Annotated in this window: 23 protein-coding genes and 2 riboswitches; of the genes, 3 read left to right on the top strand and 20 right to left on the bottom strand. The window is 47.3% G+C overall.

All coding sequences use genetic code 11. The features are described 5' to 3' along the window. Nucleotides 1-28: 28 nt before the first annotated feature. The 5 genes from RTV33_RS13960 to RTV33_RS13980 all read right to left on the bottom strand — a co-directional run bounded on the left by RTV33_RS13960 (nucleotide 29) and on the right by RTV33_RS13980 (nucleotide 6,676). Nucleotides 29-2,395 carry a UvrD-helicase domain-containing protein gene (locus RTV33_RS13960; protein WP_312645211.1) on the bottom strand — a complete coding sequence of 789 codons (2,367 nt, stop codon included), beginning with the start codon at nucleotides 2,393-2,395 and terminating at the stop codon, nucleotides 29-31. Nucleotides 2,396-2,542: 147 nt separating this feature from the next. Next, entirely contained in the window at nucleotides 2,543-3,733 is a 1,191-nt protein-coding gene (locus RTV33_RS13965) for a sodium ion-translocating decarboxylase subunit beta (protein ID WP_312645213.1), read from the bottom strand. Nucleotides 3,734-3,758: 25 nt separating this feature from the next. Further along, nucleotides 3,759-4,130, bottom strand: a complete 372-nt coding sequence (locus RTV33_RS13970; RefSeq protein ID WP_312645215.1) for an OadG family protein — start codon at nucleotides 4,128-4,130, stop codon at nucleotides 3,759-3,761. Between the two features lie 199 nt (nucleotides 4,131-4,329). Then, nucleotides 4,330-5,304 (bottom strand): galactose-1-phosphate uridylyltransferase, encoded by a 975-nt coding sequence (gene galT / locus RTV33_RS13975; RefSeq protein WP_312645217.1) that lies wholly within the window; start codon nucleotides 5,302-5,304, stop codon nucleotides 4,330-4,332. Nucleotides 5,305-5,377: 73 nt separating this feature from the next. Continuing rightward, nucleotides 5,378-6,676 carry a galactokinase family protein gene (locus RTV33_RS13980; protein ID WP_312645219.1) on the bottom strand — a complete coding sequence of 433 codons (1,299 nt, stop codon included), beginning with the start codon at nucleotides 6,674-6,676 and terminating at the stop codon, nucleotides 5,378-5,380. Nucleotides 6,677-6,851: 175 nt separating this feature from the next. On the opposite strand from RTV33_RS13980, the gene RTV33_RS13985 reads away from it, so the two are divergent. Together RTV33_RS13985 and RTV33_RS13990 are read left to right on the top strand one after the other, a co-directional pair. Next, nucleotides 6,852-7,703: an AraC family transcriptional regulator gene (locus RTV33_RS13985; RefSeq protein WP_312645221.1), complete on the top strand. Its 852-nt coding sequence runs from the start codon at nucleotides 6,852-6,854 to the stop codon at nucleotides 7,701-7,703. Between the two features lie 56 nt (nucleotides 7,704-7,759). Further along, nucleotides 7,760-8,614, top strand: a complete 855-nt coding sequence (locus RTV33_RS13990; protein ID WP_312645222.1) for a mechanosensitive ion channel domain-containing protein — start codon at nucleotides 7,760-7,762, stop codon at nucleotides 8,612-8,614. A 50-nt stretch (nucleotides 8,615-8,664) separates the two neighbouring features. On the opposite strand, the gene RTV33_RS13995 is transcribed toward RTV33_RS13990, so the two are convergent. From RTV33_RS13995 to RTV33_RS14050, 12 genes are all read right to left on the bottom strand, one after another. Next, entirely contained in the window at nucleotides 8,665-8,940 is a 276-nt protein-coding gene (locus RTV33_RS13995) for a spore coat protein (protein ID WP_312645224.1), read from the bottom strand. Nucleotides 8,941-8,958: 18 nt separating this feature from the next. Continuing rightward, nucleotides 8,959-9,144 (bottom strand): spore coat protein, encoded by a 186-nt coding sequence (locus tag RTV33_RS14000; protein ID WP_312645226.1) that lies wholly within the window; start codon nucleotides 9,142-9,144, stop codon nucleotides 8,959-8,961. A 333-nt stretch (nucleotides 9,145-9,477) separates the two neighbouring features. After that, nucleotides 9,478-10,101, bottom strand: coding sequence for an ABC-2 transporter permease (locus RTV33_RS14005; RefSeq protein WP_312645228.1), 624 nt, complete (start codon nucleotides 10,099-10,101; stop codon nucleotides 9,478-9,480). Further along, complete coding sequence (locus tag RTV33_RS14010) at nucleotides 10,098-10,958, bottom strand: ABC transporter ATP-binding protein (protein WP_312645253.1); 861 nt, start codon at nucleotides 10,956-10,958, stop codon at nucleotides 10,098-10,100. Before RTV33_RS14010 ends, RTV33_RS14005 begins: the two co-directional genes overlap by 4 nt. After that, nucleotides 10,958-11,335, bottom strand: a complete 378-nt coding sequence (locus RTV33_RS14015) for a GntR family transcriptional regulator (protein ID WP_312645229.1) — start codon at nucleotides 11,333-11,335, stop codon at nucleotides 10,958-10,960. The genes RTV33_RS14010 and RTV33_RS14015 overlap by 1 nt, the downstream gene beginning before the upstream one ends. 152 nt (nucleotides 11,336-11,487) lie before the next feature. Then, the gene (locus RTV33_RS14020; protein WP_312645230.1) at nucleotides 11,488-12,507 is read right to left on the bottom strand and encodes a rod shape-determining protein; all 1,020 of its coding nucleotides are present in this window, start codon (nucleotides 12,505-12,507) and stop codon (nucleotides 11,488-11,490) included. 91 nt (nucleotides 12,508-12,598) lie between these two features. Next, nucleotides 12,599-13,279: a ComF family protein gene (locus tag RTV33_RS14025; protein WP_312645232.1), complete on the bottom strand. Its 681-nt coding sequence runs from the start codon at nucleotides 13,277-13,279 to the stop codon at nucleotides 12,599-12,601. Then, entirely contained in the window at nucleotides 13,279-15,504 is a 2,226-nt protein-coding gene (locus RTV33_RS14030; protein ID WP_312645234.1) for an ATP-dependent RecD-like DNA helicase, read from the bottom strand. Before RTV33_RS14030 ends, RTV33_RS14025 begins: the two co-directional genes overlap by 1 nt. A gap of 129 nt (nucleotides 15,505-15,633) precedes the next feature. Continuing rightward, nucleotides 15,634-15,981, bottom strand: coding sequence for a hypothetical protein (locus RTV33_RS14035; RefSeq protein ID WP_312645236.1), 348 nt, complete (start codon nucleotides 15,979-15,981; stop codon nucleotides 15,634-15,636). Between the two features lie 100 nt (nucleotides 15,982-16,081). Further along, complete coding sequence (gene metK / locus RTV33_RS14040) at nucleotides 16,082-17,275, bottom strand: methionine adenosyltransferase (protein ID WP_312645238.1); 1,194 nt, start codon at nucleotides 17,273-17,275, stop codon at nucleotides 16,082-16,084. A gap of 116 nt (nucleotides 17,276-17,391) precedes the next feature. Beyond that, nucleotides 17,392-17,487: riboswitch (SAM riboswitch) on the bottom strand. Nucleotides 17,488-17,554: 67 nt separating this feature from the next. Then, nucleotides 17,555-18,088: an ECF transporter S component gene (locus RTV33_RS14045; RefSeq protein ID WP_312645241.1), complete on the bottom strand. Its 534-nt coding sequence runs from the start codon at nucleotides 18,086-18,088 to the stop codon at nucleotides 17,555-17,557. A gap of 141 nt (nucleotides 18,089-18,229) precedes the next feature. Beyond that, a riboswitch (FMN riboswitch) is annotated at nucleotides 18,230-18,359 on the bottom strand. A gap of 60 nt (nucleotides 18,360-18,419) precedes the next feature. After that, entirely contained in the window at nucleotides 18,420-19,628 is a 1,209-nt protein-coding gene (locus RTV33_RS14050; RefSeq protein WP_312645243.1) for an MFS transporter, read from the bottom strand. A gap of 256 nt (nucleotides 19,629-19,884) precedes the next feature. Here RTV33_RS14050 and ytvI point away from each other — a divergent pair, with 256 nt between their 5' ends. Then, nucleotides 19,885-20,988 (top strand): sporulation integral membrane protein YtvI, encoded by a 1,104-nt coding sequence (gene ytvI, locus RTV33_RS14055; RefSeq protein ID WP_312645246.1) that lies wholly within the window; start codon nucleotides 19,885-19,887, stop codon nucleotides 20,986-20,988. Between the two features lie 39 nt (nucleotides 20,989-21,027). On the opposite strand, the gene RTV33_RS14060 is transcribed toward ytvI, so the two are convergent. From RTV33_RS14060 to RTV33_RS14065, 3 genes are read right to left on the bottom strand one after another with little or no spacing between them, the layout of a single operon-like run. Continuing rightward, nucleotides 21,028-21,486, bottom strand: coding sequence for a threonine/serine exporter family protein (locus RTV33_RS14060; protein WP_312645248.1), 459 nt, complete (start codon nucleotides 21,484-21,486; stop codon nucleotides 21,028-21,030). Continuing rightward, nucleotides 21,422-21,559 carry a hypothetical protein gene (locus tag RTV33_RS15705; protein ID WP_396327521.1) on the bottom strand — a complete coding sequence of 46 codons (138 nt, stop codon included), beginning with the start codon at nucleotides 21,557-21,559 and terminating at the stop codon, nucleotides 21,422-21,424. The genes RTV33_RS14060 and RTV33_RS15705 overlap by 65 nt, the downstream gene beginning before the upstream one ends. Further along, nucleotides 21,508-22,272 carry a threonine/serine exporter family protein gene (locus RTV33_RS14065; RefSeq protein WP_312645250.1) on the bottom strand — a complete coding sequence of 255 codons (765 nt, stop codon included), beginning with the start codon at nucleotides 22,270-22,272 and terminating at the stop codon, nucleotides 21,508-21,510. Before RTV33_RS14065 ends, RTV33_RS15705 begins: the two co-directional genes overlap by 52 nt. Between the last annotated feature and the right edge of the window lie 195 nt (nucleotides 22,273-22,467).

Genomic DNA, 22,467 nt, shown 5'->3' on the forward strand with positions numbered 1-22,467 from the left:
TTAAAATTTATCCGGTTATAATTATCTTTTATATCTTTTTTAATCTTGCAAAGTTCGCCATTAGTTTTTTGGTGCCACTCTTATCAAAAGCGGCTTCTACCAAAAGATCATTCGCCATAGGGGTGACCGAGAGCACCATACCCTCGCCAAACACCTTGTGGCTGACCATATCCCCGGGCTTGATGTCGAGCTTAACCTGCGGCGTTTTGCTGACAGAAGCCGCCGAAAGCCCGCCGGTACTAATGGTATGCGGGTTAATTGTATCCTGCACCACAGGTGTGTGTTGCAGCCTCACGGTTGCGTCCTGAACATCCAGCAAGTCTTTTGGAATTTCATTTACAAAACGAGAAAGGCGGTTGCGTGTGGTCTGCCCAAACAGCAGGCGCTGTGCCGCTGTGGTAAGGTATAGCTGTTTTTTCGCACGGGTAATACCTACGTAGGCAAGCCGGCGCTCCTCTTCAATTTCAGCGGGAGAGTTCATTGACATTCTACCGGGGAAGATGCCCTCCTCAAAGCCCCCAATAAACACATAGGGGAACTCCAAGCCCTTGGCGGAATGCAGGGTCATCATTACAACCACATCGTCATCCAAGTCCGTCCTATCCATATCGGTGTAGAGGGCAACCTCCTCCAAAAACTGTGAGAGGTCACCTTCTTCATTCTCCTCCACAAACTTCACCATCGTGGATTTTAGCTCCTCGATATTCTCCATACGGGTTTGTCCCTCAAAGCCCTGCGCCAGCAGGAAGATTGAATAGCCGGTTTTCTCCAGCAACGCATCCAGCAGCTCGCCGAGCGGCTCGGTTTGTGCAAGCTCGGTCAGCTCCAGAATCATCTGTGCAAATTCCTGTAGCGGTTTTGCCTTTTTTTGAATCGGCGCGTAGCTGTCGGCGTTCGCTATCACCTCGAACATAGAGATGCCGAGGTTCTGTGCAATCTCTTCCACCGCCGCAACAGTGCTGTCGCCAATACCGCGCTTAGGCTCGTTGATGATGCGTTTGAGGCGAACGGTGTCGTTCGGGTTGTTGATGACACTGAGATATGCAATCATATCGCGGATTTCTTTGCGCTCAAAAAAGCGCAGTCCGCCAATGATTTTATATGGAATGCCTGCCTTGACAAACGCACGTTCAATCATGTTGGATTGTGCGTTCATACGGTAGAGCACTGCATGGTCCTTGTATGTACCGCCCTCCTCAATTTTGGAAAGCACAGTGTCAACAATAAAACGCGCTTCCCCTTGCTCATCACTGCTGCGGAACAGCTTTACCTGTTCCCCCTCACCGTTGTCCGTCCACAAGGTTTTGCCCTTTCGCTCGGTGTTGTTCGCAATCACAGCATTAGCCGCGTCAAGAATGCGCTGGGTGCAACGGTAGTTTTGCTCAAGGCGAATTACCTTTGCACCGGAAAACTGGTTTTCAAAGCTCAAAATATTCTCAATCGTTGCACCACGGAATTTATAGATGCTTTGGTCATCATCACCCACCACACAAAGGTTTTTGTGCTTATCGGCAAGCATACTTACAAGCTTATATTGGGCATGGTTGGTGTCCTGATATTCATCGACCATGATATATTTATAACGGTTCTGATAATGTTCCAGCACGTCGGGATGTTCTTCAAACAGGCGCACCGTAAGCACAATGATGTCATCAAAATCTACCGCGTTGGCATTTTTAAGTGTCTGCTGGTATTGCTTGTAAATCTTTGCAATCATACCTGTACGAAAATCTCCGTTGCTGTTTTGCGCCAGCTGCTCGGGGGTTAGCATATCGTCTTTCGCCCTGCCAATGGCAGATAACACCGATTTTGGCGGAAAGGTTTTATCGTCGAGGCTGAGGGTTTTCATTGCATCCTTAATCACGCGCAGGCTGTCATCCGTGTCATAGATGGTAAAGCTCTTTCCATAGCCCAGTGCTTCAATTTCACGGCGCAGGATGCGCACGCAGGCACTGTGGAAGGTTGCCGCCATGATATCGTTGGCGCACTCCCCCAGCATGTTTGCGAGGCGCTCTTTCAGCTCACCTGCTGCCTTGTTGGTAAAGGTAATGGCGAGAATATTCCACGGCTTGGGGATGTCCACCCCGATAATTTCAGACAGACGCTGTTGGTCACTTTCGGTACCTGCCGCAAAATCCTTTAGAAATTGCACATCATCTTCGGTAAGCCACTTCGGCACCGCAGCTGAAACCGCTGCCCTGCCGAAGCGGACGATATTGGCGACACGATTGACCAGCACCGTAGTTTTACCGCTACCGGCACCTGCCAGAATGAGTACCGGCCCATCTGTATGCAAAACCGCTTCGCGCTGCTTTTCGTTCATTTTAGCAAAAGCCTGCTTCAATGCATTTTGTTTTAAAATTGTATATTCGTTAACTGAAATTGTTTGATTCATGTAAGCCCTCCAATGGCAAAACGCCACAGTATTCAATTTTTATTATATCACAATCTAAGGTGTTTTTAAATGAAAAAACAAGACCACCCGCATAAAACAGGTGGTCTTCAAATGCAATATTGGGGATAGAACGGGTGTAGCTACTGCTTATTTGAGAATTGCAAGCAATACACCTGCTGCAACGGCAGAGCCGATAACACCCGCAACGTTCGGGCCCATAGCGTGCATGAGCAGGAAGTTGGAAGGGTTTTCTTTCTGGCCCACTTTTTGAGAAACACGAGCCGCCATGGGTACAGCAGATACACCGGCAGAACCGATCAGCGGGTTTACCTTGCCGCCCGAAAGCACGTACATGAGCTTGCCAAACAGTACACCGCCTGCGGTGCCGACGCAGAATGCAGCCAGCCCGAGAACGATAATGCCCAAGGTTTTACCGGACAGGAAGTTTTCTGCGGTTGCAGTTGCACCAACCGACACACCGAGGAAGATGGTTACGATGTTCATCAGCTCGTTCTGTGCGGTTTTGCAAATTCTATCCACACAACCGGATTCTTTCATCAGGTTACCCAGCATCAACATGCCAACCAGAGGTGCGGCGTCGGGTACGATGAATGAAACAACAATGGTAACCAGTATGGGGAACACAATTTTCTCAACTTTAGAAACGGGGCGAAGCTGCTCCATTACAACCATGCGCTCTTTTTTGGAGGTGAGCGCTTTCATAATCGGTGGCTGAATGAGCGGTACAAGCGCCATATACGAGTAAGCGGCAACTGCAATGGAACCAAGCAGGTGCGGCGCCAAAGTTTTTGCAACGTAGATAGCGGTCGGGCCATCCGCACCGCCGATGATGCCGATAGCACCTGCCTCGGGGCCGGTAAAGCCGATTGCCAGTGCACCGAAGAAAGTTAAGAAAATACCAAGCTGTGCAGCCGCGCCAAGCAAAAAGCTCTTGGGGTTTGCAATGAGCGGACCAAAGTCAGTCATAGCGCCGATGCCCAAGAAAATAAGCGGCGGATAGATACCAAGCTTGACGCCGAGATACAATAAGTCGAACAAACCGCCGTGGTTCATAATTTCTACTGCGTTCATCACCGAGCCGTCCGGCTGAATCTGGAAAAACTCAGGGTGGTACAAGTTCGCCATGGGCAGGTTCGTAAGCAACATGCCAAATGCAATGGGCAGCAAAAGCAGCGGCTCAAAGCCCTTTGCAATTGCCATATACAGCAGCACGCAAGAGATAATGAGCATAACGCATTGCTGCCATGTAACGTTTACAAAACCGGAGCTCATCCAAAGCCCCTGGATTGCTTCTAAAAATCCTTGAATCATATCCATTGTCCTTTCCTACAAGTTGTTTTTGCTAGAACGGATTTGTGTTTTGCTGCATACCAGCCATGCTCCATACCGGACGGGCATCTTTAGCACGTTTGACGCTTTTAATCACAAAGCTTTTTGATTCACCCATCATAGCTGCGATAGAAGCAGAGATAACCGCAACGACCTCGTCCGAGATTCCGTCCTCTACAATCTGCATCGGGGCTGCTTTAGGTGCGGGTGTGGGTGCAGCCTCTTTTACTGCGGGAGGAGCCTGTTTGTTATTGTTTTTTGGGGAATTGGCCGTGCTGTCCATTATTTTGCCAAAAGCCATTACGATTAAGGTAAGCAAAATCAGTACAACAAAAACAATACTCATGCCGGAAAGTACAACAGTGCCTGCAAGTGTGTAATCCATAATATCTATCTCCTTACCATAAATTTAACGAATACAAATTCGCTTTTCTTCCTAAGCTGAAGAAAAGCCGAAACTGCATTTATTATACAATATTTTCCCTAAATATGCAATTGAAATATTGAAAAAAATTTAACAAAGTTTTAACAACCTTGCAAAATAAAAGGGACGGATTGATACCGTCCCTTTGCTGTATATCTGATTATTTTGTGCTGTCGATATAACGTTTATGCGCCTGACGCAGCTCTTCGCTGGTATCCTCCGGGCAGGTTGGGTTGCAGTGCGCCCAAACACCGGTCTCGCTGGACGCGTTGAATTTCTGTTTGTCGGCGGCGCGCATCGGCGGGAAGAACTCTATATGGAAGTGCCAGTATTCGCCGGTGTCTTCGCCATTGATGGGCGCGTTGTGCATGCACATCATATAAGGGAACCGGTAGCCAAACAGGTTGTCTAGCATGCCCACAGTCTGCTTGAGGCAAACTGCCAAGTCCTCTTTTTCCTCAGCGGAAAGCTCTGCAATGGTACCCGCATGGCGGTTGCTGAAAATATACACACCGTATGGATATTCACTGAAAAAAGGGAGAAATACTGTAAAGTGCTTGGTTTGGAAGATGACACGTTTTTTAAAGCTCTGCTCTTCTTCCAGCATACGGCAGTAAATGCACTCGCCTTTTTCAGCAAAATGTTCTTTGGCAGACTGTGCTTCAAGCTCAATCTTTTTCGGTACAAACGGGTAGCCGTAAATCTGCCCATGAGGATGAGGCATAGTAACGCCAACCACGTCTCCGCGGTTTTCAAAAATAAAGATGTATTTCAGCTTTTCGTCTTTGGAAAGCTCGGTAAAACGCTCACTCCACAAATCCACCAGCTTTGTAACATGTGCATCGGTCAGTTCGGGCAGCGTGGTGGTGTGGCCGGGGGAATAAAGAATGACTTCGCATTTTCCATACGCCTCGGCTGTCTGAAAGAAATCGTTTGCTACATCATCGGGTGCAGGCGGATTTTGCGACAGCGCAGGAAAATCGTTGTCGTATTTGTAAACATCATAATCGTCGGGTACCTTGCCCGAGCCGGGGCAAAAAGGGCACCAGTCTTTGGGCATTTGGGGGCGCGCCTGACGGTGCGAGGCAATCATCACCCAGTCTTTTGTAAAAGGGTGCCATCTAAGTTCAGCCATGTTCATACTCCTTAAGCAATTGTTTCGTTGTGCTGGGTTTACAGGTTATGCGGTTCTATCGGTGTTGTTTGACTTAGCGAAGAATACTATCTTCAACCTTGATGCCGCCGACGGGGCGAATGCTCAAAACATGGCATGTATCCGCACCGAACACCTTTTCCATCTCTGCTTTGTATTCGTCAAGCATACCGATGGGCACAAACGCCTGAATGGTGCCCGCAAAGCCGCCGCCATGCACGCGCCATGCGCCCTTGCCCGCGAGCAACTTTTCCGAGATTGCAAGTGCCAGTGAAATCCCCTGTTCAGATGGATTTTTTGTGGTAAACACATTCTGCAAATAGTTGAATGAAGACTGACCGGATGCGATTATTATTTTCTTGAATGTTTCAAAATCGCCTGCTTTGAGTGCATCTGCTTCTTCTTTTGCCCTTTCGTTATCACCAAAGAAGTGGATGGCACGCAGTGCCGCACGGTCACCTGCCTCTTTGCGGATTTTAGGAAGGTTTTCGTAAAACACCTTTTCGTCCACCTCACGCAGCACCTGTTTGCCGCACAAAGCCGCAACCTGCTTCATTTCAGCGGGGATATCGGCATAATCGCCGGTGAGGTCGGCGTGGTTACCACCGGTATCGACAATGCAAAGGGCATAGCCCGAGTGCGCAAAGTCAAAATCGATTTTTTCCACCACGGGGTGTGTTGGATCTTTAAAATCGATTGCGACAAAGCCGCCCACCGAGGACGCCGTCTGGTCCATCAGCCCACAGGGCTTACCAAAGAAGAAGTTCTCGGCATACTGCCCGATTTGCGCAATTTCAACTGCGCTGATAGCACCGCTGTTGTAGATGTGATTGAGCACGGTGCCCACCAGTACCTCAAATGCCGCTGAGCTGGAAAGCCCCGAGCCCTTGAGCACGTTCGATGTGGTGTAGGCGTCAAATCCGCCAATTTTATAGCCAAGGCTGTTGAGGCGAGCTGCAATACCGCGAATCAGGGCAGCCGCCTTGTTGATTTCCTTCTGCTGCACAGTCAGGTCAGTCAAATCGACGGTATCCATAGCGAATCCCTCAGATTTAATGCGGATGATGCCCTCATCGTTTTTCGCACAAACCGCAATGACGTCGAGGTTCACACTGCCCGCAAGCACCCTGCCGTGCTGGTGATCGGTGTGGTTTCCGCCTACCTCGGTTCTGCCGGGTGCGCTGAAAAACTCCACCTCTTTTTCTTTGCCATAAAGTGCTTCAAACTCTGTCACTGCACGCTCATAGCGCGCTGCCTGTTTGTCAGCCCCCGCGTCGTCGGTGACGTAGAGATACGAGAACAACTTGTTGTAGCCGCCCGCCTGCAAAGCCTGGATTGCTTTTGCTGTATTCATAGTTAAGGCTCCTTCCCTTTTTTTGTTCTATCGTTATTAAAATAATATTCTCTTTTGCTTTAAGAGTACCATTTATGCTTGTTTGCATGCAACCCCATAACCATTCAAAATTATGGATTATTGTTGCAATTTGAAATTTCTTCGGCTATACTGAAATTACAACGACACAAAGCGGGTGAACAAATTGTCAAACGATACCTACAAGCACTCTTTTAAACCGAAAATACGTGAGAACCTTGGGTTGACGGTGTACAACTGCGGCTTTCAAAAATGTGAAAGCGGGTATACCTGGGGACCCGCTCTGCGCGACCATTACCTGATTCATTATGTAACAGCCGGCAAGGGTACCTATAAGGTGAATAACAACATCTACGAAGTGCATGCGGGAATGATGTTTGCGGTATTTGAATCTTCTGTTGTAAGCTATTCGGCGGATGAAAAAGACCCGTGGGAGTACTACTGGGTAGGCTTTAATGGGGCAGATGCCGAACGTCTGGTCAAGCTTTCGCCGCTTCGCAAGGAAGCCCCTGTGCTAAACGCCAAGGGGAATGATGTTTTTCAGTCTGCCCTGCTTGATATTTACCGCAATGCGGGCAGCGGCCCAGCGGATGAAGCACGTATGGTTGGTTATTTGTACCTGTTTTTGTCGCATTTGATTGCGCTTTCGGCAGGCAATGCAAAATACTCATCGTCAAGTGCTGTCTATGTAGAAAACGCACTGAAATTTATTCGGTACAACTATTCCAACAAAATCGATATCTGCGATATCGCAAAAAATATAGGGGTATCGCGCTCCCATTTGTACCGTATTTTTGTAAGGCACCTCTCCATGTCACCCAATGAGTACCTTGCTAAATTTCGCATTAACGAGGCATGCGCTTTGCTGCGCAACTCCTCCCTTTCCATCGGCGAAATTGCAAACTCGGTGGGCTTTGACGATCAGCTGTATTTTTCACGTGTCTTTAAAAAATACAAAGGTGTGGCGCCCAGCCGCTATGTTTCGCAAACCGGGCAGCATAGCGACTAAACCGCCGTCATATGCTGGATTAAGCGATCTGCTGAATCTGGTATGGGCGGGGTAATATGAACTGGTTTTATCAATTTGCAAAGGATGACATATGGATGACGTTGAACGCATTAGGAACAAAATTTACAACATGGCTGGATGAAAAATTCCCGTCTATTTTAGCTGCAATTATTATTTTTATCGTCGGCTGGTTTTTGATTAAGCTGTTGATAAAAATGCTTTCTAAGGGGCTTATGCGCAGTAAAATTGATGTAACCTTGCATGCCTTTATCAAATCGCTGGTCAAAATTACACTGGTCGTGCTGCTTGCAGTCACCATTGCGCCAATGCTGGGGATACCCAGCACCAGCCTTGTCACCGCACTCGGTGCCGTCGGTTTGGCATTGTCGCTCGCTGTTAAGGATGGACTTGCAAACCTCGCGGGCGGCCTTGTGCTGCTTGCGACAAAGCCGTTTGTGGTGGGCGACTACGTTGAGGCAGATGGTACCGGCGGTACGGTTGCTAGAATTGACCTCGTGCACACTTTGCTGCGCACCGTGGATAACAAACAGATTTTTATTCCAAACGGGCAAATGAGCAATGCTGTTATTGTGAATTACTCGTCGGCACCGCTGCGCAGGCTGGATCTGGAGTTCTCTATCAGCTACAGCAATGATTTTGAAAAGGCAAAGGCAGTGATTGTTGGGATTATCGAACGGCATCCGCTGGCGCATAACGACCCTGCGCCTCTGGTACGCTTATTAAAACACACACCCGGGTCTTTGGTAATTGTTTCACGCGTGTGGGTAGACAGCACAAAATATTGGGATCTTTATTTTGACATGATGGAACAGGTAAAACAGCGCTTTGATGAAGAGGGCATTTCTATTCCGTTTAATCAGCTGGATGTACACATCAAACAGGATTCATAAATAAAAAGGAGCGCTTTTGCGCTCCTTTTTATTTGCCTGTACAACAGCAGTTAACCGTTGGATTGAGCCATATACTTTTGCTTTGCTTGTGTCACTTTGTTTTGATCTGCTGCCTCTACCTGATACCAGCCGCGTTTTTGCATTTCCAAAAACAACTCGTGCTGAATCTGATGTTCTTCATTCAAGATGTTCATAAAATCGGTTTTGAGGGCGGGAGTTGCACATTCGTTGGCAAAATTATTGTAGCCCCCCGTAACAAATTTTTGAGAGGACAGCGCATCGTCCATCATCTCTTTGTCACCGTATTGATTGGTGTTCACCTGCATGGCTGCTTCCTCCTCTTTCTAGTTCAGATGTCCCATCAGCTTGTTAAAATGGTCTTGGTGCTTTGCGGCAACCTGCTCACATTTTGCTTTCAACTGAGGGTCGGTAGATGCTTGCGAGTACATCTTATACTTTTTAATGAGGTTTTGCTCCACACTGAGTTGATCTTCAATTGCGGACAGTTCCTTGGATGTTAAATTTGCCATTTAATCGATCATCCTTTCGTACGGGCTTCTGCCCGTTAATCCGAAGTGCCTATTCTCATTTTATTGCGCCCAAAAAGGGCGTAAAATAAAAACAAAATCAGCACACGATTATTTTATCCTTATATTGTTTTTGTATGTCTGGCAATTTTTAATTTTTAAAATAAAAAACCTGCCGTGAAATTGGCAGGCTTTTTATTGTTCAGGGCTATTGTTTTGTACGCGGGTTCCCGCGTTGGTTATTCAAGCGGTTTTCCGCTTAAAAACAATAATTTTTACTATGTGTATCATCTATATTTCATAAGATAGCTTGGTTGTTAAAAAGCTTGACGAGGATTAAAACTCTTTCTTTTCGTAAATTCTGCAGGAGATGAAATAGGATGCAGCAAAACACAACAGTGAAATCAGCAGCAGCACACTTAGCCCCAGTTCCACCTGCTGCTGTGTCGGTACGGCAACACCCATTTGTTTTAATAAAAAAATACCAACAACAGGGATAAGTACTGCCGCCAACATGTAGATTCTGCCTTTTTCCGGCCCCAGCTTGTAGCAAATGGGGGTAATAACACTGACAAATAAAATTGCACCCGTCAGCATTCCCTGTACAGAAAGCCACACTTCATGGATGTTTGGGTCGGGTTTCAAAAGCTGTACGAGCATTACCATAATTACCGTCAGCACTGCGCTGCCCCCAACAAGAATAATCGATACTGTGTAACGTGCCCCCACGATGTTTTTGCGCGTCACCGGCAGTGAGAGTGCGTACGAATCCCACTTCGAAAACTCATCGTAACTGAACAACGATGGGGTCAAAATCGCACTCATAAAAATAATCATTCCAAACATGCTTGCTGCACTGCCCGTTATAAGTCCAAAAAAACCATAAAATATTAAGAAAAACACCAGTACCTTTTTGTAGTTGCTTAAATTATAGAAGTCTTTTAAAATTAGGCCTTTCACTCTACTTCGCCCTCCACATAATACATCATAATGTCGTCCAGCTTTGCATTGTCCATCACCAATGCCGGGTGCTGTTGCGCAACAATTACCCTGTTGTTCACCAACGCATCGCAGCCAAAGCGATTGCTACGTGTACCTACAAGATATTGTTTATCGATTGCCGCAAGTTCAGCCTCACTGCCGCGAACCACACCATAGCTGTCCAGTATCTCATCCTTACCCGCGCTGAGTACAACCTTTCCATCGTGGATAAACGTGATATAATCTGCAATCTTTTCGAGGTCGCTGGTGATATGGGAGGAGAGCAGAATGCTATGCTCCTCGTCCTGTATAAAATCAAGAAATACATCAAGGATCTCACCGCGCACCACGGGGTCAAGTCCGCTGGTCGCCTCATCCAGCAGCAACAGCCTTGGGTGGTGAGACAAAGCTGCCGCTATAGAAAGCTTCATTTTCATGCCGCGTGAAAACTCTTTCATGGGCTTGTTCTTTGGCAGCTTAAATCGGTTGAGGTATTGCTCATAAAGCGCATCGTCCCAGTTTGAAAAGGTTGCTTTTAAAATTTTACCAATTTCTACGGGTTTGAGCATATAGTAAAAAAAGTTTTCATCAAACACTACACCAATATCCTGTTTGATATGTTTTTCGTTATGGATATTATCCAGCCCAAATACCACAATTTCACCGGAAGACCGCTTAATCTCATTTAGAATCAGCTTTAACGTGGTCGTTTTGCCTGCTCCGTTCTCACCAATAAAACCCATTATGCTCCCTTTGGGCAGGCTAAAGCTTACGTTTTGCAGTTCAAAATCATGATACTTTTTATTTAAATTCCGTACCTCTAATATGTTCTCCATCATTCGTCCTCCGTATAAATCAGGTTTAGCATTTCAATGAGTTCATCAAGGGAGATACCGCCGCTTTGCGCTACCAATACTGCTTTTTGCAGTGCTTCCTCTGCCATGCGCAGGTGTTCTTCCCGAATAATCTCCATGTTGCGCCCCGCCACAAAACTCCCCTTGCCGGTTACGGTTTCGATAAATCCGTCGCGCTCCAAATCTTCGTAGGCACGTTTTGTGGTGATGACACTGATGCGCAGCTCCTTGGCCAGCAAACGCATCGACGGTAGCGCATCGCCTTCGTGAAGCGCCCCTGTAATAATTTGATTTTTAATCTGTGAAGTAATCTGCTCGTAAATGGGTCTGCCGTTGGAATTGCTGATAATGATGTCCATGTCTGCACTCCAGTCAAATAGTGTATATATACTCTATATACATATATAACACTTGAAAGGCTCTTTGTCAATAGTTTGACATAAAAAAACTGCATCCCATGCAATAAGCAAAGAATGCAGCTATTATTTTAATTTTAATCCAGGCGCCCCTGCTAATGGTGCGGATAAAGGATAGATTCGATAATTCCGTCGCTCATATCATCTGTAAAGTCAAATAGCTTGCCAGCACCAATTGCAACACATTCTTCTGAATATGGTGCAAGATATGCGTCCAGTTTAAGAACCTTACGCACCAACTCGGGCAGACCGTTAAGCTTTGCGCCGCCGCCTGTGAGTACAATGCCATTTTCAAGCATATCGCCCACCAGTTCAGGCGGGGTGCGTTCTATCACCGAACGAACTGCCTGCAAAATCTGTATCACCGGTTCCATCAGCACCTCACGGATGTCACTGCGTTTGACCGTTCTTTTTTGTGGCAAGCCGGAAATCAGGTTTCTTCCCTTAAACTCCATCTCAGCTTCCACCAAACGTGGGGCAACGCTGCCCACACCAATTTTAATGCTTTCTGCCGTGCGCTGTCCGATAAGAACGTTGTAATTATCTCGTATATATTTGATTATCGCATCATCAAACTTGTTGCCCGCAATTTTTAACGACATCTTTGTAACAATGCCGTTGAGCGACAGCACCGCTACATCGGTAGTGCCGCCGCCGATATCAAGGATAATGTTTCCGTTTGCCTTGTTTAGGTCAATGCCCGCGCCAATTGCCGCCGCAACGGGCTCTTCTACCAAAAACACCTTGCGCGCACCCGCTACAACCGCCGCTTCTACAACGGCACGGCTTTCCACATCGGTGATGCCGGACGGCACACAGATTGCAACACGCGGTTTTACAATACTGTTTTCGCTCACCTTTTTGAGGAAAAATTTCACCATTTTTTCGCAAAGCTCGTAGTCGGCAATAACACCGTCTGCAAGCGGGCAGACAGCTTTAATTTTACCCGGCGTTTTGCCCAGCATCAGCGCGGCTTCGGTGCCCACTGCCAGCAGCTCGCCGGTGTAGGCATTTACCGCCACAACAGACGGCTCTTTTAGGCAAATGCCCTTTTCTTTCGTGTAAATAATCACCGACGTGGTGCCGAGGTCAATTCCGATATCAATGTTACTCATTCCCTGTTTATCCTCCGATGCAGATAACATCTGCCGCAATATTATCATCTTTCAGTATATCTGCTTTTTCTGCCGGATTCAACATTATTTTCTAAACTTTCTTTGAAGACTGTACCGGCGGAGTGTAAAGCACCGCCGCACCATACACCTGTACAGCACCTGCCGCTTTGAGCACCGCCGCACATTCCAGCAAAGTTGCACCTGTGGTGGTAATATCGTCTACCAACAGCACCGTTTTGCCCCTTACTGTTTGGGGCAGAGCAACTTGGTAGACGCCCCTCACGTTGTTGACCCGCTCCGATTTGGAGAGATGGTGCTGTACCCTGTTGGCGCACACTTTTTGCATGATATCTGCCCTGCAGGGCACCCCCATGCTTTTTGCCAAATTCGACGCAATATGCTCTGCCTGATTGAAACCGCGCTCGCGTTTTGCGTCACGATACATCGGTATTGGTATAATCATGTCGATATTATACTTTTCGTATGTTTCCCGCACCTGTTTTTCAAATGATTCTTGTAATAAAAGATGATAACAGTGCGTTTGGTGATGAAATTTGAACTCCCGCATCAGTGCGGCACCCGCGCCACTGTAGGCAAATGCGGCGCTTAATCCGTCCAGCGGTGCTGTATACGGTAGCAGAGGAGATTCCAGCGTTTTTAGCAAAAGCAGACAGCCCTCGCATAAGGCTCCCCCCGCAAGCAGCTGCCCACAGCAGGCACATCTACGCGGAAAGAACAGGTTTAAAAAACGGCTCCACAAATTCTCTTTCATCATTCTTCTCCAATCGGTGGCTCATCACGCAAAAACTGCGCCAGATTGGTATAGCGTAATGTCTTTTTGTTGTTATCTACCATATAGTACACGCTGTTTGGGTCACCCAATAAAATCAGCAGGCGCTTGGCACGCGTCACCGCGGTGTAAAGCAGGTTGCGGTAATAGAGATTTTTGGTGGCGTGCAGCAGCGGAATAATGACCGCCTCAAACTCACTGCCCTGCGATTTGTGCACAGTGATGGCATAGCCGAGCTCCAGCTCGTTTGCCATATCAAAGCTGTACTCGGCCTGTTTATCGTCAAACCGCAGCAGCAGCATGCGGGTGGATTTATCAATCTGCAAAATCTCACCGATATCGCCGTTAAAAATGCCCAGCCCGCTCTCGCCGTCCTCTTTCTCCCACACAATATCATAATTGTTGCGAATCTGCATAATCTTGTCGCCCTCGCGGAAGACGTAACCTCCGAATTTAAACTCATTCTTGCCCTGTGCGGGCGGGTTTAAACTCTGCTGCAGGCGGCGGTTGAGCTCTACCGTGCCAAGCTCGCTTTTGCGGGTGGGTGAAAGCACCTGTATGTCCCATTTTGGAGAAAACCCGTAGGCTTTGGGCAGGCGGCGGCCGATGAGATCGACCAAAGTCTCGGTAATTCCCTGAAAGTTTGTTCCACGCAAAAAAAAGAAGTCGTTGTCACGCACATTCAGGTCGGGGTGTTCCCCCCGTACAATCTGATGCGCGTTGGTCACAATCAGGCTTTGTGCCGCCTGACGGAAAATCTCCTGCAGGTGTACCGTGTACAGCACGTCCGAATCAATCATATCGCGCAGCACATTGCCCGCACCTACTGACGGCAACTGGTCGGCATCCCCGACCAGCACCAGCCTGCACGATAGCCGCATGGCACGCAAAAGGCTTTCAAAAAGCAGGGTATCCACCATCGACATCTCGTCGATGATGAGCACTCCCGCATCCAGGGGGTTCCGCTCGTTGCGTTTAAAGGTGAGCGAATCGCCCGCTTTAAAATCCACCTCAAGCAAGCGGTGGATGGTTTTGGCTTCGCGCCCTGTCATTTCAGCCATACGCTTGGCAGCACGCCCTGTGGGAGCAGCGAGCAGCACCTTTTCTCCCATCTGTTCAAACAGCTCGATAATGGCATTGATGGTGGTGGTTTTACCGGTTCCCGGCCCGCCGGTGAGAATAAACACACCGCTGTTGAGCGCAGCAGAGATAGCCTTGCGCTGCAGACCTTCATACTCGATTGAAAAGCTTTGTTCAAGTGAATCAATCTGGCTGGAATAATCAATATCGGGGCTTGCAAAGGCGCTGCGCGCAATGAGCAAACGCCCCGAAATATACCGCTCGGCACAATAGAGCTGTGGTAGGTAGATTAACGTTTTGCCGCCTGCCTCAAGCGATATCAGCTCCTCCGCGTCAATTTGTTCAAACAGGCATTGCTCCACCAGCACGCGGTCTACCCCCAGCAGCTCGGTGGATATTTTGAGCAGATTCGCCTCGGGCAGGCAGGTATGTCCATTGCTGAGGTTATGCCGTAAAACAAAGGCAAGCGCCGCATTCACGCGGTGCGGGTGCTCAGGCGGGAACTCCATTTCCATTGCTATGGCATCTGCCTGCGCAAAGGTTAGCCCCAAATCTCCGGTACAAAGCAGATAAGGGTTTTCGGAGAGCACTTCGACCGATGTGCCCCCCCATTTTTTCCACACCCGCACGCAAACCGACGGGTGAACGTTGTATTTCGAAAGGAACATCATCACCATGCGCACCCCGTAGATGCGTTTAAAATCGCCAGCAATCTCCTGCGCCTTTTTGGGTGAGATTCCCTTCACCTCGGTGAGGCGTTCCGGTGCTTTTTCAATGATATCAAGGGTGGTGTTTCCAAAATGCCCAACCAGCCGGTTTGCAAGCACCGGGCCAATTCCCTTAATGGATTTGGACGAGAGATATTTTAAAATCGCATTTGCGGTGGCAGGCAATGTTTTTTCACACATCGACACACGAAATTGCTGCCCATAGGTGGGGTGCGCCGCATATTCCCCCAACAGCGAAAGGTGTTCCCCCTCAGAAATCTCCACCATTTCGCCCACTACGGTGACAAGCTCGGTTTCGTTATTGACAGCGAGCCCCAGTACGGTAAAGCCCGTATCGTCGCTGTGGAAGCTGATGTATTCCACCGTACCCTCCAGCTTTTCAAGTTCCTGCTCCTGCACGCGCTTCACCTCCTTACTTTCTACGCAAAATGTACGACACAGGTCAGAACATCCGGCGTGTTTCCGTCCGGCTTCTGGCATAAATCTTATATCCGCCAGATAGTAGTCTACTTTTAAGTATAATACAGGCTACTTATTTTGTAAACCTTTGAGCACCTGCGGCAGGTCATCTCCGCTGCAGATACGCGCATACGAGCATCCCTGACAAAAGATGGTGCAAACTGTGAGCGTTTCTACATCTGCACCGAAATCTGCAATCAGCAGAATCGGTGTCATCCCATAGGCTCCCTGCAAAAGGTCGGTGTAGGCGCTGCGGAGCTGCTGCTCAATATCTGCCTCATCACCGAATACAGGGAGCACTGCCACCACGTGAGATGGGTGGCGGGGCTTTAATATCCACCGCTGTAAAGCCACCAGAATATAACCCAGCCCCACCGATGCCATTAGACCAATGGCAATGAGAATAGCCGTTTTCATAGAATTTACCTCCGTTTTTACAAAGTAGAGTACCCCATTCTATGAAAAAACGGCAAATCATGTGAAAAGCGGGTGAGGCTAGCCCCACCCGCTTATTGTACTATTCGCGCTCCGAAACGTATTTTTTCAGTGCATCTACGCGGTCGGTTTTCTCCCACGCAACATTAAGATCTTCTCTGCCGACATGTCCGTAAGCGGCGAGCTGGCGGTAGATGGGTTTGCGCAGGTCAAGCTCGCGAATGATTGCGGCAGGGCGCAAATCAAACACATGTGTTGCCGCCTGAGAGAGCAGGTCATCGTGTACGGTTCCGGTGCCAAAGGTATCTACCATCACCGAAACGGGCGCGGCCACACCGATGGCATAGGCGAGTTGAATCTCACATTTCTTTGCAAGGCCCGCCGCAACAATGTTTTTTGCCACATAGCGCGCCGCATAAGCTGCGCTGCGGTCGACCTTGGTTGGGTCTTTACCCGAGAATGCGCCGCCGCCATGCCTTGCATAACCGCCGTAGGTGTCGACAATAATCTTTCTGCCGGTAAGCCCGCTGTCCCCCTGCGGCCCGCCGATGACAAAGCGCCCTGTAGGGTTGATAAAGTATTTTGTGCTGTCATCAAGCAGCTCAGCAGGAACAATCGGCTTAATGACATGCTCAATGATATCTTCGCGGATGGTCTCGAGTGTAACCTCAGCGCCGTGCTGGCTTGAAACCACCACAGTATCAACACGCACTGGCTTGTCATCCTCGTATTCAATGGTCACCTGAGTTTTACCGTCGGGGCGAAGGTAAGGCAGTGTGCCGTTTTTACGCACAAAGGTAAGGCGCTTTGCCAGCTTATGCGCCAGCGAAATGGGCATTGGCATCAGCTCCGGGGTTTCGTCACAGGCATAACCGAACATCATACCTTGGTCACCCGCTCCGGTTTCATCCTCGGCGGTGCTGCCCTTTCCGGTTTTTGTCTCAAATGCACGGTCAACGCCGAGTGCAATGTCGGTGGACTGCTCATTGATGGTGGTGATTACCGAGCAGGTATCGCAGTCAAAGCCATATTTTGCACGGTCATAGCCAATATCAGCTACCACGCCCCGTGCAATCTTGGGGATATCGACGTAACAGCTGGTGGTGATTTCACCCATCAGCATAATCAAACCTGTGGTAACGGTGGTCTCGCACGCTACACGCGCGGCTGGGTCCTGTGCAATGATGCAGTCGAGCACCGCATCGGAAATTTGGTCACAGATTTTATCGGGATGCCCTTCGGTCACCGATTCGGATGTAAAAAGATGTCTTGCCATAATAGTTCCTCCTTGTTGGTTGTGTACATACTGTTTTTCCGCACCAAAATTTTACCTGCCGTGGGTTTGGCTCCACACGCAAAAAAATCTCGGTGCAATACCGAGATTTTATGTGATCCTCATCTCTCGGTTTCCCGCAGGACTTGGCACCTTGCATAAAGCAGGTTGCCGGGCATCACAGGGCCTGTTCCCTCCGCCGCTCTTGATAAGGGGTTATTCAGTTGTAACTATTATTATAGTATATCTTATACTAATTTGTCAATAAAAAATTCGTTTTATCTATACTCCAAGTAATTTATTTGTCGATTTATACAGTAAAAAGGTAATAATCGAGTTAATTCCCGCTTTCATAAGGTTAAAGGGAATGATAATCGGCAACAGCATGCCCAGCACTGCATCCACCGGTGTACCCATAAAGATAGGTGTGAAAATCAGGTTCATCACTACCATAAGTGCTGTCATGGTAAGGGTGCCTGCCCCCAGTGCAATCACCGCCGTATTTTTGGTTTTGTTGCGTTTATAGATTGCGCCCGCCACCAGTACATAGCCTCCCGTTGCAAAAAAATGCATAGCAATACCGATGATACCGCTCGCTGCGCTGACCGTTGTTCCCTGCAGCACCGCAACCACCAGCGTTAGAATCAGAGCAGAAAACGGCCCGTATGCAAATGCGCTGATAAACAGCGGAATATCGGCGGGGTCGTACTCCAGAAACGGTGCAGGTGGAAAGGGAATGCGCACCGCCATAAGCAAAACAATAGAAATTGCCGCAAGCATGCCCAGACGTGTCATTTTTTTGGTGGATGTATTCATGGGGGTACCTCCTGTGTCCGATGCGGACAAATAAAGTTAGAATGCTGTCAGAAGGGTTCGCATAGGCGTTTTACTGAAAAACAACATCAAAAAATCCCTGATGAAAAAATCATCAGGGACAAATACGTTCGTCAAAAAACGCACCCGTTTCTTTCATCCGGACTATACCGTCGGTATCGGATTCTAACCGATTCATGCAATTGCTCGCGGACTTATCGCTCTGACGCGCTTCACCGCCGGTGAGGATTCGCACCTCGCCCTGAAACAGACTATTCTACTGTATTTATTATATCCCGTTTTAAAGTATTTTGCAAGAGAAAACCGCTATTTTTTATTGAGTTGCTGTTGGTGTATGATCTTTACAGAGGAGCAACGGTAAAAACAATATAAATGCAAGGGCGGTTGTGATAAAGCAGCTGATTGTCATGAAATCCAGCCCCCACAAATCGATGATCAGGCCGCCGAAATAAGCACCGAGAATGGCACCAAGCGCATTGGTAAGTGCCATACCCAATGAAATAGCGGAGGAATTGAGCTGGCGCGGGGTCTTGAGTTTTACAAAATCCATGAATACACCTAGAAAGCCGATGTAAGCAACTCCGCTGAATATCATTGCAAAGGTCATACCCACCATGCTGGGCATAAATTTGAGGAATAGCAGGTTGCAAATAAGTGCAAACTGTATCATTAGATAAGAGTATTCCACCTTGTATCGTCTGGTCATTCTGCCGATGAGATAAAGTGCAGGAAATTCAATCAGCGCAGAGAAGAAGAACAGTACCCCAAGCTCTTGCTCCGCGCCGCCGAGCACCGCAACATAATTGGATATAAAGGTTTTAGTTGCTTTGAGCCCAATTTGATAGCAGAGTGCACTCGCCAAGAACAGCATATACGGCTTATTGGAGGCAAGTGTTTTCGCCACCTGCAACGTAGAAAGTGATTGTCCCCCTGCAAAGCGGCTGAGCTTCTTACTGTTCTGGCAGGCAACCTCGGGGATAGGAATGCATGCCAAAAACAATGCGGACGCCAACAGCGCATAGGAGATAAACATGACTTTTGTACCAAATCGCTGGAGCAGCACACCAAAGCCAAGTGCAAAAAATGCATAGAAAAACGAGGCAAATCCACGCGTGACTTCGTAGTTGATATACGGCTTTTGATCGCGCAACAACAGCACCCAAGCGGCAATTATTGTCTCGTTCGAGTTGTAAAAGCATGCGTAAATCACAATAGAGAGCATAGCAAGCGGCACTATTCTTACCGTCATAGGCAGCAGAAACGCTGCCGGAATGGTAATGGCGGTTGCAAGCATTAAAAAACGTTTGCAAGAAAGGTAAGTATCGGTAATATAGCCATAAAGCGGCTGCAAAATCAGGCAGGTGAGGTATTGCAAGGTAATTGCAAGCCCGCATTGCTCATTGGTAAAGCCGTTCATCTGCAGGTACATCACCAAAAAAGCAGAATAAACGCAAAAAGAAATCTGGTAGAGGCTCTGCACTGCAATAAAGCCGATATTTTCTTTCCTCAAAATGTTTTTCATATCTACACTCCGTCATCTGTCAGTAATCCCCACCGTAATGTGTGTCGAACATTATCAATATCTGAAGCGCGGTGAAATAAGCTGTAAAGAGTGAATCGTTCAGCAGTTATTATAGTATCATATGGCAAGGATAAATACAAACATAATAATGAGGCGCCCTAAATTTGGATTCTTAACGCTATTTTTATTGACAGTAATTTAACCGTACTCTACAATGACAGGTAGAGAAAAGCCACAATAGAAAGAGGACGTTGCTGTGACACTGGAAAAACGAAAGCGATTTATTATCAATTGTGCATTTGCAGCCTGTATTCTTGTCATTTTATACTTTTGTTTTAAGTATGTAATGATCTGGATGCTCCCGTTTATCATCGGGTTTATTATCGCTGCCTGCCTACAGCAGCCTATCAATTGGCTGGCACAGAAAACGAGGCTGAAAAAAAGCATTGTTGCGCCGATTGTTGCGTTCATTTTGCTAACTATTATAGGGTTTTTATGTGTGCTTTGTATCTACAATGCGATCAACGAAGTTGCTGATATTGTGGTACATCTTCCCGAATGGTACCAGAGTACCGCCCCCGCTGTTACCGATGCACTGAGCAGTAAAATGAACAGCTTACTGGAACGATTGCCCAACGAATTGGAGCAGCAAATTCTACAGCTTACGCAGGATATCGTCCACACAACACAGCAAAAGCTCATCTCCCTATCTGGTACAGCTGTCACCTGGCTCGCCAATAAAGCTTCGCTGCTGCCGTCGATGCTGATTTCCATCATCATTACTATAGTGGCAACCTTTTTTATGTGCGTAGAATTTGATCATCTAAAACATTTTTGCAAGCTCCAAATCCCTCAAAAATATCGGCTTCAGGTGCGGAATACATGGGATACCTTTGGTAAAAAAATGTACGAGATGCTACGCTCCTATCTACTGATTATGTTTATCACCTTTGTTGAGCTTTCGATAGGACTGCTTGTGCTTAAAGTAGATTATGCCATTTTGCTGGCCGCAATCATCTCTCTGGTAGATATTCTGCCTGTGATTGGGACCGGTACGATTCTAATTCCATGGGGACTTATCAGCTTAATCATGGGGCAAACCGGATTTGGTGCAGGGTTGCTGATTATTTATGTCGTCATCACGGTCATCCGCAACATTCTTGAGCCGCGTATCATCGGTAAGCGCATTGGGCTTCATCCGCTGGTCACCTTGATTTTTATGTACCTCGGGCTACATGTAATGGGGATTATCGGTATGTTTGTATTCCCGCTTACGGTAATTTTGCTGAAAGATATGCAGGCATCAGGAAAAATTCACCTTTGGCAGGAGGAGCCTGAAACCGAACCAATAAACAGTTAACATGTAAAGCTCCCGGAGAAAATCTTCGGGAGCTTTTATCTATATTCTTTTCGGCAATGTTTTTGATAAAGAAGCCCGTATGGTATACCATAAACGAACCGCAGACGAAACAACCAAAATGCCAAGCGCAAGTGCACCCGCCGTGCCAAAGGTATATCCTGCTTTTTCCCAGAACATTGGTATATTACCGCTGATACAATATTCCATGGTGTAGTATAGCCCTCCGCCTGGTACTAGAGGCAGAATTGCAATCAGTAAGCAAGCCGTGACCGGTACCTTTTGTAAGCGTGCCATAATCTCTGCATAGATAGAAATCACTAAAGTAGCAAGAAAACATTGAAAAATCGGACTGTTTAGACTGCTGCTGAGCAGATAGATAAGCCACCCCAAAGAACCGCCCAAAGGGGCTAAAAACATCATCTTCCCGCGCAGATTAAACACAAAACAAAAAGCAACACAGCCTATAAAAACATATGCACATGATAAGATGCTGCCCATATTTATCACCCACACCTTTTACTAAATACCAAACACCATACGGGCAACTGCCAACGCAATACCGGCACCCAATGCAATTGCCGTAGCACTCAAAAGCGCCTCGGTGAGCTTAATCACACCCGAAAGCAAATCGCCCGCAATGATGTCACGCATAAAATTGGTGACAGCAACACCCGGTACCAAATTCATCAGCGTACCTATAATGATCTTGTCCGAACTAAAGCCCAGTTGGAGCTGAACCGCAGCAAGTGCCAAGACTGCCGCCACGGCACTGGATATTATGATAATAAAGAATGAATTTGTACGAAATTTGCCCATTTGATAACTCACTATTTTGACTGCAGCACCGCAAAACGCAGCGCATGCAGCATCTGCAAAATTGCCACCGTAAAATAGTGTAAATACCGCAGCAATCGCAGCAAAAGCAAGCATCTGCACGTTAAAACTAAAGCTCGGCATTGCTTTTATCGCGTCCAGCTCTGCTCTAATCTGTATAAAATCAGGCGTATCTCTGCAAATTCGGCGGCAAAGATCATTAAGCCGGCGCACTTTTTCTAGATCAGTAACAGAGGAATACACCCGCTTAATTTGGGTAATCGGGCGGCCATCTTCCATGCGGAGGGTTACTATGATACAGGATGGGATGGTAAATACCTCGTTTTGCTTTAAACCATAAGCTGTAAACACGCGCTGCATGGATTCTTCAATACGGTAAATCTCCGCACCATTTTTTAAAAGCTCGTACCCAATTTCAATTGTAGTATTTACTGCTTCATCATAGTTCAATTGTACCACTCATTTCAAGCCAATACTGTTATTTTATACAAACATGCTTATTATACAACTTCGCACTCAGAAATAGCAATTAAACTTGCATATAAAAAAGAAGTTATGATAAAAATCATAACTTCTCTAGTGTTGGCACTGACTTATCTTCCCAGGCAGCTTCCCGCCAAGTATTTTCAGCACTGATGAGCTTAA

It is taken from the genome of Hydrogenoanaerobacterium sp. (assembly GCF_032017025.1).
In the GTDB taxonomy this organism is placed as follows: Bacteria; Bacillota; Clostridia; order Oscillospirales; family Ruminococcaceae; genus Hydrogenoanaerobacterium.